The following is an 18,328-nucleotide window of genomic DNA, read 5'->3' as shown; positions in this document are numbered from 1 at the left end:
TGGGCAAGATACTATCTTTCGGCAACATAAACCTATGCCTCCGCTAAGGTTATTACTCCTTTAGACGTCGTATAAATAACTGGGTCAATCGACACCAAAGTAAGCCAGCCTAAAAGCATAAAACGCATACTGACGCAATTGACAGCCGTTTTATGCTAAAAAGTAAGGTTTTCGGCCATTTCTTCCTAATTTCCGGTTTCATCCATTTCATTCACTTCGTCTTTATATGCGCCACCTCTTCAGCTGGTCGTTTGCCCTGATTGCTACGTCGGCACTGGCTCAATCATCACCCGGTACTACGTCCACCAATACGTCGGCCCTCACCGTCGAAATGATTATGCAGGACCCAAAGGATTGGATTGGTACGTCGCCAACCAATCCGTTCTGGTCCGATGATTCGCAAACGCTTTATTTCAACTGGAATCCCGAAAAAACCAAAAGCGATTCGCTTTATAAAGTGACATTTACACGGCCAGCACGTAGTAACGCGCTCGTACCATCGAAACCTGTTAAAGTGAGTCCCGCCGAACGTAGCGCCTTGCCGACGGCTCCCATAGAAGCCTACAACCGGACCCGGACGCAACGACTATTCGACCGACAAGGCGATTTATTCTGGATTGATGTTAAAACCGGTCGAATTCGCCAGTTGACCAATACTGTCGAGACCGAAAGCGACCCCGTTTTTTCGGGTGATGAGCAGCGCGTAATTTTCCGACGTAGCGAAAATTTGTTCAGTATCAATCTCAGTACGGGCGAACTTAACCAACTCACCGATTTCCGGTCTGGCACAAAAAAAGCTGAACCAAAGCTCACCGATGAGGAGAAATTCCTCAAACAGGATCAGTTGAAGTTATCGTCGATTTTGAAAGAACGGAAAGAGAAAAAAGACGAAGGCGAACGTATCACGAAAGCCAATAAACCCAAACGAGCCAAAGAAATCTATCTGGACGACAAGCGCTTATTCAATCCGCAGGTTAGCCCCGACGGGCGTTTCATTACGTATCGGCTGGCGAAAAATCCGACGGGGGCCAAAACGGCGCAGGTGCCCAACTACGTAACGGAATCGGGTTATACTGAAGATATTCCGGCCCGAACCAAAGTAGGCGCTCCACTGGCTACGCATGAGTTTTTTATTTACGACGTAGCAAAAGATACCGTTCGGCTGGTGCCGGTTAAAGATATTCCGGGGATTTCCGATAAACCGGCCTATCTGACGACAAGTGCTACGTCGAAGGCTGATACGTCGAAAAAAATGCGGTCGGTGGTCGTCAATGGCCCTATGTGGTCTGATGATGGGAAGTTGTGCGTGGTAGTGGTTCGTTCGCTGGATAACAAAGACCGCTGGATTATGCGCTTCGACCCCGAAACGCTGAAACTTTCTATACTTGACCGTCAGCACGATGACGCCTGGATCGGCGGCCCGAATATCGGCGGATTGAATGCGCCGGGAACTATGAATTTTCTGGCTGATAATCAGACGATCTGGTTTCAATCGGAGGCCGATGGCTATTCACATATTTACACGGTTAACGTACTGACAGGCGAGAAAAAGCAGTTAACGAAGGGCAAGTTCGAAGTGCAGCAGGTGGTATTGTCGAAAGATAAAACCCACTTTTTCATGCAAACCAACGAGGTTCATCCGGGCGAACAGCATTATTATCGGATGTCGGTTAATGGAGGTGAGCGGGTTCGCTTAACGACCATGACGGGCGCAAATGAGGTAACACTATCGCCCGATGAAACCCGTATGGCGATTCGGTATTCGGCCAGCACTCAGCCGTGGGAGTTGTATGTGGGAGTCGTCAGTCCTCAGTCGACAGTCAATAGCAAATCTAAAACGGCAGTAGCTAGTGCGCCAATTAAGCTAACGGAATCGCTGACGGATGCTTTTAAAAAGTACAGCTGGCGGGAACCAACGCTGGTGACGATTCCTTCCCGCGATGGTCAGCAAATCTATGCCCGACTTTATAAACCGCAGCGGCCATCGGGGAAGAGTGTTGTGTTTGTGCATGGAGCGGGTTATTTACAGAATGCCCACAAATGGTGGAGCCAGTATTTCCGCGAGTATATGTTCCATAACCTCCTGGCCGACAAAGGCTACACGGTTCTCGATATCGACTACCGGGCCAGTTCTGGCTACGGGCGCGACTGGCGCACCGGCATTTATCGATTCATGGGCGGCAAAGATTTAGAAGACCACATAGACGCTGCGAAATGGCTCGTTCAGACGCAGGGAGTCGATGCCAATCGAATTGGAATTTATGGCGGTTCCTACGGCGGCTTCATTACGTTGATGGCCATGTTTACCACCCCCGACGTGTTTAAAGCTGGAGCCGCGCTACGTCCCGTAACCGACTGGGCCGCTTACAATCACCCATATACCGCCAATATTCTCAACGAACCGCAAAATGATTCGCTCTCGTACCGTCGTTCATCGCCAATCTATTTTGCGGAAGGCTTAAAAGGGCATTTACTCATCTGCCACGGGATGGTGGATGTTAATGTGCATTATCAGGACACGGTTCGACTGTTGCAACGGCTCATCGAACTCCGTAAAGAAAACTGGGAAGTAGCATCTTACCCCGTCGAAGACCACGGATTTGTGGAGCCCACTAGTTGGATGGATGAATACAAACGGATACTGAAGCTTTTTGAGGAAAGACTCTAAGTTATTCCAAGTTCCGATTAACAAAACTCAATTGAGGGTTTTGTCATGCTGAGGCACGAAGCATCTTAAAGCATCCTTACCAGCTTATTTGGAAACCTTAAGATGCTTCGTGCCTCAGCATGACAAAACCCTCAATTGAGTTTGCGTTATCTATTGCACAAGCACACGTAGCACTGATTGGCGCGAGTCAGCATTTACTTTCAGCAGATATGTTCCGGTAGTGATGCCGCTCATAGGCCATTCGGCCTGTTTTTTACCCGTAAAGGCCGGAATTTCATAGGCACGTATCGTCCGTCCGGTCGCATCGAGCAACTGTACCTGCACCGCTGACCGCTCAACTTGTTCAATTTCCAGTCGTAAACGGTCAACTATTGGATTAGGAACGACTCGCACGGACAGGCCAGCATCTGGCTCTGGGGCAGTTAATACAAACGTGATAACATCGGATGGTGGAGAAGCGCAGCCGCCAGTGTTGGTCACAATAACGTAGTACGACCCACTCGCAAACGGCGTTAGCGTTGAGCTTGTTGCATTCGGGACAGCCGTTCCAGGGTCGGTGCCGTTGCGGACGTACCACTGAATCCCGGCAGGCGGTTCAACAACGTTCAACGTACCGCCAGACTGTGCTAACACTGGTTTAGTTGGTACCAGAAAAAGTGCTTTCACATTGACAAACGCCGTACTGGTCGTGCATCGATTGCTATCAACAACACTCACCGTATACGTACCTTCAGACAAGCTCGCTTGTGACGGTGTATAGGTTTTCAGGGTATCTTTCCGTTCGGTCGTCCAGTAATACGTAAACGGCTTTTTCCCTCCGGCAATCTGTACGGTTGCCTCGCCATCGGTGTTGCCTTTACATACAATATCCTTGACGCTCGCCACTGAGAGCGTCAGTGCCTGTCCATCGGTTACGACCGCCCTTACAGAGTCGGTACAGCCCGCTTCGTCGATAACCCGTAATAAATATGAATTCGGGCGAAGGCCACCGATCTGACTACCAACCTGATAAGGCTGACCAGCAACCTGAAACTGACGTAGTATGCCACTGCCGCCCGAACTTATCAGGTTTACGGCCCCCGTAGGACAAACACAGCACGTAGCGGGAACTGGAGTCGCCTGTACCTTCAATACTTCCGCTTGCGTAACCGTAACTGACACAAGACTCGTACAGCCGTTGGCATCCGTTCCGACAACTGTATAATCGCCAACGCCGACACCCGTAAATACATTACTGGTTTGAGAGACTTTGGTCGACGTAAGCTGATACGTAACAGCACCGGTTCCGCCCGAAGGAGTTACTGCAATGGTGCCACTTGTGGGACCGAAACAGTTTACCTGTTTCGACGTAGCGGTTAGTTGCAATGGACTAGGTTGCCCAATGGTAAACGGTTGGGTTGTTAAACAACCGTTGGCGTCACGAATGGTAACGTCGTACGCTTTGGCCGACAACCCGGTAAACTGTGCACCTGTCTGAAAAGCACCACCTCCCAACTGATACTGATATGGAGCCGTTCCGCCGGTGACAACTACCGATACGCTGCCATCAGTCGTACCCGTACAGCGGGTGAGTTGCGGGGTCAGTTTAACCTCTATCGCGTTGGGAGCGCCAACCTTTACGTCCTGAAAAAACACACAGCCATTCCTGTCACTGACTCCAAGGCTGTAAGTCGCATTCGCCTTTAAATCGACAAATGTGCCGGTTAGCTGTAGGGTACCACCATTCAGAAAATAGCGATATCCACCATTGCCGCCCGATGCAACCGCAATGATTCCGCCATCACTCCCACCCGTACATTTAGTGCCTACTACCGTAAGACTGAGGGCCAGGGCTGGAGGCTGAGTTACCTGAACGGTACTTTGGAGTGTACACCCTCGGGAGTCTCGGACGGTAACCGGGTAAGTACCTGCTATCAAGTTGCCATACTGGTTACTTGCTTGCAGAGGCATGTTATTGAATTGGAACTGATAACCACCCGAACCGCCCGATGGAGTAAATAATACGTTGCCATCTTTGGCATTGTTGCAGGAGACGTTCGTGATCGACGAATTCAGTACAATGCCCGGATGTACCTGAACCGTAGCTTGAGCTGTCGTTGTATTCGTCGTTACGTTGGTTGTGGTAACAACAGACGTACTGACTGCGGTAGAACTCGTGGCCGTAGAGCTACTGCCGGTCGAGCTGACCGGAACAGTTACGGTGCGGGTTTCTACTGTTGTTACGGAAACTAAACAGCTTAATGAATAAACCGTTGTTTGGGTGGGTGCTACGTTGATGGCGGTCGTTGTCTGCCCGGTCGACCAACGTAGTGCTCCGTTAGTCGGACATTCCGTCGCGGTCAGGGCGACCGTAGTACCCGGACAAACCGGCGATGCGCCCACCGTAATCCCCAGGGCAGTAGGCGCTTGCGGATCTGCGGCATCCGTAGCCCAGGCAACCGAAGTGACGCTTATGGTGGCCACTATACAAACCAATACGTGTCTGAAAAACCAAATAACTGAGTGTAAACGAACGTCCATATACAAGCTACTACGTCAAATCAAGCAAAGATAATCAGTTAATTTACGAAAATCGCTCAATTGCCGGTACGCTTTCTTATTAGCTGGCTACCACAGCAGTAGACCCATTTGTTTATTAATCGGTTTAAACGCCATTTATTTACCCATCCATTTTTTGAATTCGCTCAACTTTTCGCGGCTCACAATCGCTTCCTTATCGAACGTCGGACGTAGCGTAAGTGCCAGACGATTACCGAAATACGGCTGCATCTGGTCGACGGCTTTATGGGTAACCAACATCCCCCGGTTGATGCGATAAAACTGGTCTGGATTCAGAGCATCGGCCAACTCATCGAGGGTATAATCGACCAGAAATTTCTGATTGGTGTGCGTTCGAAAAAAGCTAAACCGCTCATCCGTATAGAAATACGCAATCTCACCCGTCTCGACTGACAATAGCCGTTGCCCCTGCCGTACCAGAAAACGCTTGCGGTATTCTTTAGGCTGATTCTGGATTTGCAGTTCGCGAAGCAGCTTGTCCAAATTCAGCGACTGGCCTCCCGACGTAGCAGCCTCCTCCGATTGTGATTGACTCCGTAAATCGTAAAATTTCTTCAGGCTACGTTGTAAATCTTCTTTCTGGATGGGTTTCAGCAGGTAATCGATACTATTGACCTTGAAGGCCTGCAACGCATATTCGTCGTAGGACGTCGTAAAAATAACCGTACTTTTTACCTCAACCTGTTCAAATATTTCGAAACTCTGACCATCGGCCAGTTCAATATCCATGAAAATAAGGCTGGGTGTGGGATTTGTCTGCAACCAGTTGACCGATTCTTCGATACTAGCCGTAACCCCTTCAATCGACAGCGATGGATCTACTTCATTGACTAATTTACGCAGTTTGCGAACGGCCAGGTCTTCGTCTTCAATAATGAGAACATTCATGCTTTCTGTGGCATTAATAATGGTAAAATAACGGTAAAATAGCCGTCGTCGTCACGTACCGACGGCTCTGTTTTGGCCAGCAATTGATACTTGGCGGCAATGTTGCTTAAACCGACATGATTCGACAGGACGCCCGTTCCACTCTTTCGCTGTAGGTTGTTTCGGACGATTAACTGACCTGCCTGATACGTATGAACCGAAGAATATTCATCGGGTACGGCCCGAATTTCGAGCATCAGGGGTTTACTGGCACTGATTACGTTGTGTTTTACGGCGTTTTCAACCAGCATCTGCAAAGTCAGTGGCGGTAGCAGATAGGACTGATAATCAGCCGGAATATCGACTTCCAACCGGATACCGGCCCGATAGCGAGTCTTAAGCAGGTGATAATACGAATCAATAAACGACAGCTCGGTGGACAACGTAGTGAGTTCACTTTCGTTGGTCTGAAGCAGATACCGATACACTTTCGACATTTCATCCACAAACTGCTCGGCTTGTTCGGGTTCATCGGCAATGAGCGACGAAAGCGAATTCAGGCTGTTGAACAGAAAGTGCGGATTTACCTGGCTTTTCAGACTAGCCAGTTGGCTCTGCAAATTCACCTTCTTTAATTGTTCGCGTTCGATGGCATTTTCGCGCCATTTTCCCAGTGAATACGTCGTTTCATCAATCCCTACCGACAGCAGATTTGCACCTATGTTAATCATAAGAATCAGGTAAGTATTCGATGAATCAAACGTATAATTGAACAAATGGAACCAGTCGTAGCAGAGCAACGTACCGAAAATAAATAACGGTGTCACCAGCATAAATACCAACAGCAACCGGCGCACACGCGGCCAGGTCTGTCCGTAGTTCGGGTATCGGCGGATGATGGCCTGGGTTAATAGGTCGAGCGTAACAAGGCACGTAGCGGCAATGGTCAGATTAAGCACCGTTGCGGTAATGAACGTCTGGAAGCTTTCGATATACGACGGCCCAATGGCCCAGTACGTAATGAGGGGAATAAACCACGGAAACAACAGCAAAAAATGCCACAGCGTCTGCGTCCGAAGCGAACTCAGCCCGACTCGAGGCATTTGGTTGTTGACTATGGTTATAAATTTATTCATGCTACGTTATTAAATCAGAAACAGCCCTTATAGGTCTAACGTACTGCCAATTAACAAACAAACATCGGGGCCTGCACTTGAATCCTTCCCGAAATGCACTATACAAGGTTCCTTCTGCATAAAATCATACCTGAGTTGTTTAGAGACGTTTGGCGGGCGGGGTATGAAATAAAGGCAACGTAATAACGAAACGAGCTGAGGTCTCCTGAATCGCTACAGGCTCCTCGGTCAACAGTTGGTATTTGGCAGTCAGATTCGACAGTTCCGACTGTCGGGTTTCAACCCGTAAATTCTTTCGTTGCAAATTATTTTCAATACGTAATTGCCCAAAGGCAGTGGTGTGTATACTAATGGTTAACGGCTTATCAGACAGCATAATGTTATGTTTAATCGCGTTGTCGATGAGAATCTGTACGCTAAGCGGAGGCAACTGATAATTCAGAAATAACGCATCGATACGTTGCTCCACTTGTAGATTATCACCGTAGCGAATGCGAAGCAGATTAATATAAACGGCAACAAAATCCATTTCGGCCTGCAACGTAACAAGCTCATTTCCACCGATGGGGTTCTTGCCCGCCTGAAGCATATAGCGATAAACTTTGGCTAAATCATCCACGAATCGCTCGGCCTTCGCCGGATCTTCGCTGATGAGTGAGGAAAGCGAGTTCAGGCTATTGAACAGAAAATGAGGATTAAGCTGCCCTTTCAACCGATCGAACTGATGCTGAAGTGCCATTCGTTTCAATTGCTCATTTTCGGTCACATGGTTTTTCCACTGCGCATACGTATAAAACATCGAGAGCGCGATGCAGAGAAACAGATCGAACAACAGGCCCAGCACCCAGATTGGCCGAACGGCATCCCAGTTGAACGTGACACCTGTTAGCGGGAAAATACTGTAAATCCAGACATCGAAAATAGCCAGAACAATTGTGAGTGCGCCTACCAGCAGGAGCATCGTGAGCGTGCGCGGCAACGCCTGACGAACATCGGGGAAGCGGGCAATTACCCAACGTACTGCAACTGTAAGTACAATGACAGACAGCCAGTAGAGTCCGAATATAATGCTTGTTCCGACGGCAAATACCAGTGGTTCATTAAAATATCGCGCACCAATAAAGTAGTAATTACCCAGCGGAAACAGTACCGGCATCAGCAGCAGATGATACCACCATTCGTACGTAGAGAAAAAAGCTGGCCGCTTGAGAAAAAACGAAATCATAGTGTACAGGACAAGTTAACGCCGACAGCCCCGAAAGCCTGTGCCAGTCAGTTGCCAACCGCAAAATATACCGTATGAATTGAGGAAAATGATGGATGAATTGTAATTACAGTTGAGAAGCTGCTTATGGAGTTTTCTGTCATGCTGAGCTACGATTCGGACCGCCGAAGTGGCATCTTAAAGATTCCTGACTTAAGCGTAATGATACATTAAGCTGCCGCTTCGGTGGTCCAATTCGTACCTCAGCATGACAGAAAGCCATCATACAAAAAATCAGCCTGTGTTTGGCACAGGCTCCTAGTGATTTCCAGTAAATAAGGGGCAGAATCAGTAAAATAATCCCCAGTCGTCGGGAGCGTCGTTATTTTTGTCGAAGTTGTTTACCCATTCCACAAATAAAAGCCTGAACTGTTCGATTTCATCGCGCAGTACGTTCAGATATGCGGGAGTAGCTAGTTTTTCGGCTTTGCAGTACGATGTTTGTGCCAGCAATTCGCGGGCGTGCATTTTGATAATGACAGCATTTTCCATCCGCAGCGTATACAAATCTCCGCCCTCAGCGCCTACAATTTTAGGAGCCAGCATCATGGCGTTGGCTAGCATCTGCTCATGCATCATCAGCACATCGTCTTCTTTGTTGATGGTTTCCACAATGGCTTGTGTGAGTTCCATCAGCTCATTGGCTTTGCGCAGAATGGGTAAGTTTTTGATACGTCGATTTTCGGCTTCCATCTCGGCTCGGGTTTCTTCGGGATCGTAATCCTCATCGAAACCATCCCAATCCATGAAGCTGTCATCGTCATCTTCATCGTCAAAGTTCATCGCAAAATGGGCAGAGGGGTTGATTATCTTCTGGTTGCCAAAGTAACACAAACCTTTCTCAAAAACAAACCCTTATTTTCGAAATCATCATCACTACAATAAGAATTCTTTGGGGAGGTTGCTCACTATCAGGCATATTTTTTGCTATACCCTTTCTTTACGCTATAGTACGCTAGCGGATTCGGTATGTTACCGTTTCCGCCGTTATGTAATTTAATTTTTTAATCAGCAAACGGGGCGTATATTTGGTCACATAAATTCTATTATTACATAGATTTTATCGACTTTATCCAACATGAGCATATTTTTAAGGTTTGTGATAGGCTTATTCCTGATAAGCCGTTGTCTCTACGTTCCGCAGGTTTCAGCTCAGGTCGACGTTACATATCCCGTAAACCGGATGATCATCCAACGTAACAACGCCAATACCGCCATCGTCCAGATTGCTGGTAGTTATTCACAGCCTGTAGACTCCATCGAAGCCCGCTTGGTTGCCCGCGCAACGGGGCCGAATCAGGGCACCACCACCAGTTGGATGACAGTCCAGCGCAACCCATCAAATGGTCAGTTTAATGGAACCATGAGTGCCGATGGCGGCTGGTATAAGGTTATGGTGCGCGGAAAGCGTAACGGCAGCGTTGTTGGTATCGACTCCGTCGATCGCTTTGGCATTGGTGAAGTATTTGCTATTATGGGCCACTCCAATGCTCAGGGAGGCAGTTGCCCCGATGGAGGTGGTAATGAGCGTTGTCCTACTATAGCTGGGGCTTCTGATGACCGTGTTTCGGTGGTCGTTCTCGATGAGTCCAATCCCGATTTTTACCAGTATGAACTTTCGGTAGACACGCGTTATCTGCCCGGACTCACCTTTAACCAATTACCTACGTTTCCGGGCCAGTCACCTTTTGGTCATTTTGCCTGGTTCTGGGGAAAAATGGGCGACCAGTTGGTTCAGCAGCTCGGCGTACCTGTGCTGTTCTTCAATGCCGGTTTCGGCGGTACTAACATGCAGCAGACGTATCAGGCGGCCTACGATCAGCCATTTAATCACGGCTTTGTTAAATATTCCCTACGGATGCCTTATGCAAATTTCCGCAGTCTGATGAATCTATACGTACCAAGCACGGGTATACGGGCTGTGCTATTGCATCATGGTGAGAACGACCGGTTCAGCCCATCTGATTCGCTTCAGACGTATTATTCTGGCGTCATTACCAAAACAAGGCAGGAATTTAACAAAGCCGATCTGGCTTATATTATCGCTATTTCTTCGTGGGTAGGGGGCACCGATGCTCAGGTACGTTATGCTCAGTCACAAGTTGCGAATCAGTCCGGCTTCCGCACATTTCAGGGCCCCGACCTCGATAACATTAATTCATACAACGACCGTCCCGATGGCCTGCATTATTCTCCTTCCGGCCAGGAAAAAGTCGCCAATGCCTGGGCCAATGCCATTACTACGTCTGTCTTACAAAGCATAACACCCTACTCAGCCGAAACCCAGCCTTTGGCCAATATTGCCTGTGCTCCCGGCAACCAGCTTATGCTTACTCAGCCCGGTGGTTTTCAGGATTATTTCTGGAATACCGGAAGTACTAATCAGGCGTTGACCGCCGGTAGTGGTACGTACAGCGCACGGATACGTAACGCCCAGCAGAAAGTATATTTTCCGCCAGCGATAACCGTCCCGAACGACGTACAACCAGCAACACCAACAATCAATGGCGGTACGTCGGGGATCTGTTCTCTCACTGGACTAACTCTTACCTCCAGTTATACGGGGTTGAATCAATGGAATACGGGTGCCTCTACTCAGTCGATCACCGTTGTTGGTACGGGGGTGTATAGTGTGCAGGCCAAAAATCCTGTGTATGGCTGCCTGTCGCCAATAGCCTCCAGAACGGTTACGCTGTCTGGTGCCGATCTGGCTTTATCGCTGGGTGTTAGCCGGATGGTTGTTGCAACGAATGATACGCTCACTTATACATTAACCGTACGTAGCGAAAGTGATTGCGATGCAGGCGGTGTGACCATTAGAAACCGATTGCCTAACAATGTTACGTTTGTTTCGTCTCCTGATGGATTAAGTGTATCCAATGGTGTAGTCACAGGAGTCATTCCGGCAGTAGCGGCACGTAGCAAAATTACCAAACGATACGTAGCACGGCTGACCTCAAACGGTACCTATCTCAATGCGGCCGAAGTGCAGATTCAGGCTACTTCAGACCCCGACAGCCAGCCCGGTACAGGAACGGGCGATGGTCAGGACGATATGGCGATGGCTCAAGTACGTACCAAACCACTCAATGCAACGGCAGTCTATTCATCGCCGAATCCCGGTCAGCCCCCTTTATCCGATCCAATACCTAACCAACCTCCTCCTTCACCAACCAAAGCCGATTTAAGCTTAGCCTTACAGGCTAATAAGAGCGTAGTAAGCGAGGGAGAATCACTTACGTTTGTGCTCACAGTGACGAACGTTGGCGGCATACAGACTAGTAGCGTAGCAGTCGGCTTTACATTGCCGTCTTCTCTATCGTTTGTTAGTTCTGTATCGGGTATGACGGTCAATGGATCTACTGTTTCGGGTACGGTAGCTCAACTGGGCGTTAATAAAGTAGCCATTTTCCGATTTGAAGCAAAAGCACTCAGCGCTGGTCCGGTGATTAACCGGGCGCAGATTACCGCGTCTGCCCAGTCCGATCCTGATTCAACACCAAATAATGGAACGAATAGAGGTGAAGACGACGAAGCCCGCTTCGATATACGCATTGTTCCGTCCCAATAAAACACCTCATAATCAGGAACCAGATAAGCATTTTTCGAGAAATAGTGGCTGAAAATCGAACAAAAATAAGGGTAACCTGTATATTTGTCCGTATTCCATTCGGGGCGTCTACTCGTAAACGCTCCCGAATTTCCCACTGAATCGAATGACGTATTGTTTAGGGATTAAGGTTGCGTCGGGCTTAGTGGCTATCGCCGACAGACGGCTCACCTCTGGTACCGAAGTATCATCGAACCGGAAAATATCGGTTCATGAAGTTGAGAACCACTCGTTGTTTGTCATGACATCGGGCCTGCGTTCGGTACGCGACAAAGCCATCACTTACTTTAAAGAAGTGCTCACCGAACAGGATCGATCCTTCAATAAATTATACAAAGCGGTAAATGCGTTTGGCGAACAGGTGAAGCGGGTAGCGCAGGAAGACAAAGCGTCTATTGTGGCTAATGGATTGAATTTCAACCTGAATGCCATTGTTGGTGGGCAACTGGAAGACGACGAAGAGCATAAACTTTTCATGCTGTATCCCGAAGGCAACTGGGTGGAAGTTGATCAGGGCTCACCATTCAAAATAATTGGCAACTCAGGCTATGGCAAGCCGTTGCTGTTTCGGAATCTATCCTACGAAACCAGCATGCAGGACGCCCTCAAAATTGGTTTTCTGGCCTTCGATGCCACCCGGGTCAGTGCCAACGACGTCGATTACCCGTTAGATGTTGTTATTTACCCGAAAGATAGTTTTCACATGACCGAGTATCGTCTTGAAAAGGACGATATGGATGAGGTGTCGCACCAATGGAGCGCCCTGCTTAGCAATTCGGTCCGGAAACTCCCCTCCTACTGGATGGACCCGATCTTTGAGAAAGTACGCGCTACCAAACAAATATAATGTATGATATATAATGTATGAAGTTTAATGGTTAATTCAGCCGTTATACCTCATACTTCATATATTACATATCATACATTAATACTCCTTTTACATGCATCTCCACGTTCGACATGAGTCCGAATATACGTATGACCTTCCCGTCGCACTGGGGCCTCAAACGCTTTACCTTTACCCCCGCATGTACCCTTACCAGCGGCTGCTGGATTATCAGTTACTAATTGACCCCATCCCCGACCGAATTGTTCGGAATATTGACGTAGAGGGTAACGTGCAGCAACTGGTTTATGTCAATCAACCGACGAAATACCTCAACGTAACGGTCGAAATACAACTGCAGTCGGAGGAATTCAACTCGTTCGATTTTGTCTTGTTTCCATTTGATACGCAACGCGTTCCGTTTCGATACCCAAAAACCGAAATCGACCTTCTTCTCCCCTATCTGGAGCGAGTGGATGTTTCGGAAAAGGTGGAGAGCTGGGCCCGGCAAATCGCGGCCAGTGTAGGCTGGCAAACCGTCGATTTTCTTATTGAACTCAATAAAACCATCTGGCAGTTTACCTACGAAATTCGGGAAACCGGTGCCCCCTTTTCGCCCGAACAGACGCTCACGACATGTAGAGGTTCCTGCCGCGATTATACCACGCTGTTTATGGCGGCCTGCCGGAGCCTGGGCCTTGCAGCCCGGTTCGTAAGCGGTTATCTGTTTGGGAACCCCCAGCAGGAACACCAGCTTCACGCCTGGGCCGAGGTTTATTTACCGGGCGCGGGCTGGCGCGGCTTCGACCCGGCCGAAGGTTCGGTAGTAGTGAATCGACATATTTTTCTGACGTCCACCGCAAAACCCGAATTGTCGGCTCCTATCAGCGGCACATATAGCGGAAAGGCGAAATCCAGCCTTCGCTCAGAATTATTGTTTGTCTAAGTATCGGATAAAGCACACTCCTTATTACTGATACGTATTTTTTCTTTCGCCCGGTCAGAAGATTATTTGCATGAAATAGCCAGTAGCTAACGTTATTTACAGGAATCAACGTAGCACACGCTCCCGACTGACGGCGATTACTTATCTTTGCAGTCAATCATAGTGTATAATATTTATCATATTCTAACCCAGTACAGTGGCCTTAATTAAGTCTATTTCCGGCATTAGAGGAACGATTGGAGGGCGTAGCGGAAACGGGCTGACTCCTCTTGACGTAGTAAAATTTACAGCCGCTTTTGGGCAATGGTTGAAACAACGTAGCACCGAACGCCGAACCGTTGTTATTGGACGCGACGGCCGTTTATCAGGCGAAATGATCTCTAAATTGGTAGCCGCTACGTTGCAGGGACTTGGTTTGGATGTCATCGATCTGGGCTTATCGACTACGCCTACTGTGGAGATGGCCGTACCCGGTGAAGGTGCTGCCGGCGGTATTATTCTGACTGCCAGCCACAACCCGATCCAATGGAATGCCCTCAAACTGGTTAATGAAGCCGGTGAATTTATAACAGCTCAGGATGGCGCCGACGTACTGGAAATTGCAGAATCGGAATCCGTTGAGTTCGCCGAAGTACGCAAACTGGGAACGTATCGCACCGATGATACGTGGCTACAAAAACACATTGACCAGATTCTGGCATTACCGCTGGTCAATCGCGATGCCATTGCCGCCCGTAATTTTCGGATTGTTGTCGATGCCGTCAACTCTACTGGAGGGCTGGCCGTGCCGATGTTACTGGAAGCGCTGGGTATTGAGAAAATCACCAAACTACACTGCGAACCGACGGGCAATTTCGCCCACAACCCCGAACCGCTGCCCGAAAACCTGCGCGACATTATCAAAGAGATGGGAAAAGGCAAAGCCGACCTCGGCATCGTCGTTGACCCCGACGTTGACCGTCTTGCCCTGATTTGTGAAGACGGCTCTCCTTTCGGCGAAGAATATACGCTCGTTGCCGTAGCCGACTACGTACTGAAAAACAGTAGTAAGGGCGGTAATACCGTGTCGAACATGTCGAGTACAATTGCGTTACGTGACATTACCCAACGATATGGTGGTCAGCACTTTGCTTCGGCAGTTGGTGAAGTCAACGTAGTGGAAATGATGAAAGAAAAAGGCGCAATTATCGGGGGAGAAGGCAACGGCGGCATTATTTATCCCGAACTGCATCAGGGGCGCGATGCATTAGTTGGGATCGCTCTGTTTCTGAGTCACCTTGCTACGTCCGAAAAATTAGCATCTATCCTTCGTCGGACGTACCCGAACTATTACATTTCTAAAAACAAGATTGAGCTTACTCCTGATATCGACGTAGATGCCGTACTGAATCAGATACAGACCAAATACGCTCGCAATCCAATTAGCACTATCGATGGTGTGAAAATCGAATTTGATAAAGAGTGGGTTCACCTTCGCAAGTCCAACACTGAACCGATTATTCGTATCTATTCCGAATCCGATACGTTGGCCACCGCCGATTATCTGGCCGGGAAGATTATCAGCGACATTCGGGAAGTAATTGCCGAAAAACGCTAACAACCTGCGCAACAATTCCCCTTAACCTTGAGTCAGGCTACCCTAAAAAGTAGCCTGTTTTTTTGTTTCTCCTAAAAAAGGTTGTGACACACCTCTTTCTTTACGCCCATTCAAAGCCCCTATCTTGTAGAATAAAATACTCAATTGGTATGCATTTATCGCGATTAATTAATCAATTCAAAATTTTAATAAACTGATAGCCAACTGCGTAAAAGCAATACTCAAGTTATGGCATACTTTTTTAAGCGTGTTCAGTAGATCTCATACATTACTAATTCAAAACAATCAGCATTATGGGCTTTTTGAGAGGAGTATTAGCGGGCTTGGCAATAGGTTATTTAACAGCGCCCCGTAGTGGAAAAGAGACCCGCGACAAACTGGCGCAGGGATTCGACGATATACAGCAACAGTGGGAAGATGGCGTCGATCAGGTAAAATCGCAGATTGACCGACTAGCGGGTAAAGCCGAAAAACAGGCAGATAAATACTCAAACGAGGCTGAAGAAATTTTTGACAGATATAGAGATGACGCGGAATCGAACTACAATCAGAAACGCAGCCAGGCTAAAACTGCTTACAATGATAAGGTAGATGAAACCGCAGACGCTGCTAAATCAGGTATCGACAACGCCGAAGAAGCACTGAAATTCAACTGATTTAATCAGTAGTTTTTCTAAAAAAGGGTACACCCTCCAAAGTCTGGAGGGCGTACCCTTTTTTATTATTTACCGTTCGCTCAATGAGTTAGATATTGAGCAAGCATTCCATGTAACTTTTACGACGATTATGAACTACATCACCTTCCTGTATGATCCCAAACATTTTTCGTACCCGGTCAGTCAGCTTTGGGCATCAATTTGTGGTCCTGGCCTTTCTGGTCAGCGGTCTTTCTAGCTGTATAACTACACGTGTCATCACAGAGCCAGATTGCGATACGCCTGCCAACGTTACGTATACCAGTCAGGTAACGACGGCCTACTTCTGGGGCCTTAGACAACCACTCGACATCAAGCCCCCCTGCGACCCGCGTTTCAACCACCTCAACGGCGTAACGGTAAAGTCTACCTTTGGGCATTACGTCCTCACAACCATTACGTTGGGTATTGTGAATAAACGACGCGTACAATGGTGCTGTGCGCCTTACGTACCACCTACAGATTCCATTTAGGCCACCATTCATCCACAACCAATTATGAGCCTTCCAAACGGCATCCAGCAGTTGGCAGTGAGTAGCCTGACCAACCGCCACGAGAATTATACGCAGCCGCTCACCGCCAATGCCTCCTTCAAACTGACCATTCCTTCGGGAATGCCCGACAGTAAATCGGAGTATCGCCAGACAACCGCTAATTTCCAGTGGCTTATTCAACATGCCATCGATAACAACCTTCGTCTGCGGGCTATCGGTAAAAACTGGTCGTTCACGAAAGTAGGCGTCACAAATGGAGGTATGATCGATACGGATGCGCTGATGCAAACCTTCGCAATACGTAGCAGTTCCGTTGCTCCGGCCTATCTGAACGCAGGCAAATCGGCAGATAATCTATTTTTTACGGAATGTGGCACCACGATTCACATTCTGGAGCAACTTCTCGAAGCACGTAACAAATCGATACGTGCCTCAGGTGCCAGCAACGGCCAGACCATTGCCGGTGCTACGTCGACAGGGACACACGGAGCCGCTTTTGATTCCGGTTCAGTACATGATACCATTGTGGGATTACACATTGTTTGCGGCCCAAATCGACACGTCTGGTTAGAACGTAAATCCTATCCCGTGGCCGGAAAACCTTTCACTGATTTGCTTGAGGTCACGGACGTAATACGCGATGATGACTTATTCAATGCAGCCGTCGTTAGTTTTGGATCGTTCGGATTTATTCACGGCGTCATGCTCGAAATCGCTGATTTATTCTGGCTCAAGTCATACAGTATCAACAGCGTAGCCTACAACAGCGCACTGAAGCAAGCAATGACCGATTGTGATTTTTCGGGTATCACTACAGCCCTGAACCTGCCGCCCGCTACGTCCGATGCTGCGCCTTATCACTTTCAGATCATAGCCAACCCACACCAGTTCGACGTAACGGGAAATGATATGGCACGAGGGCCATTTGTTCGAATACTTTATAAACACCTGACCAAACCCATCGGTGCCATACCGCCCCCACCTAAATCCGGTTTCACATACGGCGACGATACGATGGGCCTGATTCAGACATTGCTCGATAAGTTAACACCAAGTAAACTGGTCCCCTCACTGGTAAATGCACTTTACCCCCAAGCTATTGAGAATACAAACGGCTGGGTTGGTACGATGAGTGATTTTTTCGGGAATACGAATATTCGGGGGAAAGCGTCGAGTGCCGCCATCGGTCTCGACGCGAAGGACAGCCCTCAAGTTCTGGAAGAAATGATTGCGCTGAACAACAAGCGCGGTAGAGCTTATCCGGGTATTATGGCGATGCGATGGGTGAAGCAAACACCCGCTACGTTAGGCTTCACCCGATTTCCGATAACCTGTGTGCTGGAACTCGACGGTATTGAATCGGAACTAACCCGAAAATTTGTGGAACGAGCCTGGAATCGACTCGATGAACTCAATATTCCGTTTACGATGCACTGGGGAAAAGTAAACTTCGGCCTCACCGCCGACCGTGTCCGGAAAATGTACACCGATGCAAAAGTAGATGCCTGGCTCACAGCCCGTCAACAATTGCTGGATGCGCCAGCACGAGCGGTTTTCACCAACGAATTCATGGAAAACTGCGCGTTAGATCAGGATGACAAAAAGCCGTTTCAGCAAGGAGGGGGATGTATGCCATTACTTCGAGTAATAGCATACATCCCCCTCC

Annotated in this window: 13 protein-coding genes; 8 read left to right on the top strand and 5 right to left on the bottom strand. The window is 48.3% G+C overall.

The features are described from left to right. Window positions 1–226: 226 nt before the first annotated feature. On the top strand, window positions 227–2,668 hold the full coding sequence (locus tag IC229_RS25835) for a S9 family peptidase (protein WP_190890383.1): 2,442 nt from the start codon (window positions 227–229) through the stop codon (window positions 2,666–2,668). A 150-nt stretch (window positions 2,669–2,818) separates the two neighbouring features. Here the strand turns inward: IC229_RS25835 and IC229_RS25830 are convergent, their stop codons facing one another. The 5 genes from IC229_RS25830 to IC229_RS25810 all read right to left on the bottom strand — a co-directional run bounded on the left by IC229_RS25830 (window position 2,819) and on the right by IC229_RS25810 (window position 9,277). Further along, window positions 2,819–5,131, bottom strand: coding sequence for a T9SS type A sorting domain-containing protein (locus tag IC229_RS25830; RefSeq protein WP_317171638.1), 2,313 nt, complete (start codon window positions 5,129–5,131; stop codon window positions 2,819–2,821). Between the two features lie 192 nt (window positions 5,132–5,323). Then, entirely contained in the window at window positions 5,324–6,115 is a 792-nt protein-coding gene (locus tag IC229_RS25825; RefSeq protein ID WP_190890381.1) for a LytR/AlgR family response regulator transcription factor, read from the bottom strand. After that, the gene (locus tag IC229_RS25820; RefSeq protein WP_223834202.1) at window positions 6,112–7,230 is read right to left on the bottom strand and encodes a sensor histidine kinase; all 1,119 of its coding nucleotides are present in this window, start codon (window positions 7,228–7,230) and stop codon (window positions 6,112–6,114) included. Before IC229_RS25820 ends, IC229_RS25825 begins: the two co-directional genes overlap by 4 nt. A gap of 139 nt (window positions 7,231–7,369) precedes the next feature. Beyond that, entirely contained in the window at window positions 7,370–8,455 is a 1,086-nt protein-coding gene (locus IC229_RS25815; RefSeq protein ID WP_223834201.1) for a sensor histidine kinase, read from the bottom strand. Between the two features lie 327 nt (window positions 8,456–8,782). Beyond that, on the bottom strand, window positions 8,783–9,277 hold the full coding sequence (locus tag IC229_RS25810; RefSeq protein ID WP_190890380.1) for a hypothetical protein: 495 nt from the start codon (window positions 9,275–9,277) through the stop codon (window positions 8,783–8,785). A gap of 295 nt (window positions 9,278–9,572) precedes the next feature. On the opposite strand from IC229_RS25810, the gene IC229_RS25805 reads away from it, so the two are divergent. The 7 genes from IC229_RS25805 to IC229_RS25775 form a co-directional block, all read left to right on the top strand. Next, the gene (locus tag IC229_RS25805) at window positions 9,573–12,065 is read left to right on the top strand and encodes a DUF11 domain-containing protein (RefSeq protein ID WP_223834200.1); all 2,493 of its coding nucleotides are present in this window, start codon (window positions 9,573–9,575) and stop codon (window positions 12,063–12,065) included. Window positions 12,066–12,210: 145 nt separating this feature from the next. Continuing rightward, window positions 12,211–12,951, top strand: a complete 741-nt coding sequence (locus IC229_RS25800; RefSeq protein WP_190890379.1) for a peptidase — start codon at window positions 12,211–12,213, stop codon at window positions 12,949–12,951. A gap of 94 nt (window positions 12,952–13,045) precedes the next feature. Then, window positions 13,046–13,876 (top strand): transglutaminase family protein, encoded by an 831-nt coding sequence (locus IC229_RS25795; protein ID WP_190890378.1) that lies wholly within the window; start codon window positions 13,046–13,048, stop codon window positions 13,874–13,876. 196 nt (window positions 13,877–14,072) lie between these two features. Then, window positions 14,073–15,473, top strand: coding sequence for a phosphoglucosamine mutase (gene glmM / locus IC229_RS25790; protein ID WP_190890377.1), 1,401 nt, complete (start codon window positions 14,073–14,075; stop codon window positions 15,471–15,473). Between the two features lie 293 nt (window positions 15,474–15,766). Further along, complete coding sequence (locus tag IC229_RS25785) at window positions 15,767–16,129, top strand: YtxH domain-containing protein (protein WP_190890376.1); 363 nt, start codon at window positions 15,767–15,769, stop codon at window positions 16,127–16,129. Between the two features lie 152 nt (window positions 16,130–16,281). Then, entirely contained in the window at window positions 16,282–16,641 is a 360-nt protein-coding gene (locus IC229_RS25780) for a hypothetical protein (protein WP_190890375.1), read from the top strand. Between the two features lie 24 nt (window positions 16,642–16,665). After that, a partial coding sequence (locus IC229_RS25775) for an FAD-binding protein (RefSeq protein WP_190890374.1) occupies window positions 16,666–18,328 on the top strand: 1,663 nt, incomplete at its 3' end.

Origin of the sequence: Spirosoma profusum, from assembly GCF_014699005.1 — a bacterium.
Classification (GTDB): Bacteria; Bacteroidota; Bacteroidia; order Cytophagales; family Spirosomataceae; genus Spirosoma; species Spirosoma profusum.
This window is presented reverse-complemented; position numbering and strand designations above follow the sequence as displayed.

Bases quoted from the DNA above. Each gene is read 5' to 3' on its own strand.
- IC229_RS25800 (WP_190890379.1), top strand. From the start codon at position 12,211: ATGACGTATTGTTTAGGGATTAAGGTTGCGTCGGGCTTAGTGGCTATC.
- IC229_RS25810 (WP_190890380.1), bottom strand. From the start codon at position 9,277: ATGAACTTTGACGATGAAGATGACGATGACAGCTTCATGGATTGGGAT.
- IC229_RS25795 (WP_190890378.1), top strand. From the start codon at position 13,046: ATGCATCTCCACGTTCGACATGAGTCCGAATATACGTATGACCTTCCC.
- IC229_RS25785 (WP_190890376.1), top strand. From the start codon at position 15,767: ATGGGCTTTTTGAGAGGAGTATTAGCGGGCTTGGCAATAGGTTATTTA.
- IC229_RS25825 (WP_190890381.1), bottom strand. From the start codon at position 6,115: ATGAATGTTCTCATTATTGAAGACGAAGACCTGGCCGTTCGCAAACTG.
- IC229_RS25835 (WP_190890383.1), top strand. From the start codon at position 227: ATGCGCCACCTCTTCAGCTGGTCGTTTGCCCTGATTGCTACGTCGGCA.
- IC229_RS25805 (WP_223834200.1), top strand. From the start codon at position 9,573: ATGAGCATATTTTTAAGGTTTGTGATAGGCTTATTCCTGATAAGCCGT.
- IC229_RS25780 (WP_190890375.1), top strand. From the start codon at position 16,282: ATGATCCCAAACATTTTTCGTACCCGGTCAGTCAGCTTTGGGCATCAA.
- IC229_RS25815 (WP_223834201.1), bottom strand. From the start codon at position 8,455: ATGATTTCGTTTTTTCTCAAGCGGCCAGCTTTTTTCTCTACGTACGAA.
- IC229_RS25820 (WP_223834202.1), bottom strand. From the start codon at position 7,230: ATGAATAAATTTATAACCATAGTCAACAACCAAATGCCTCGAGTCGGG.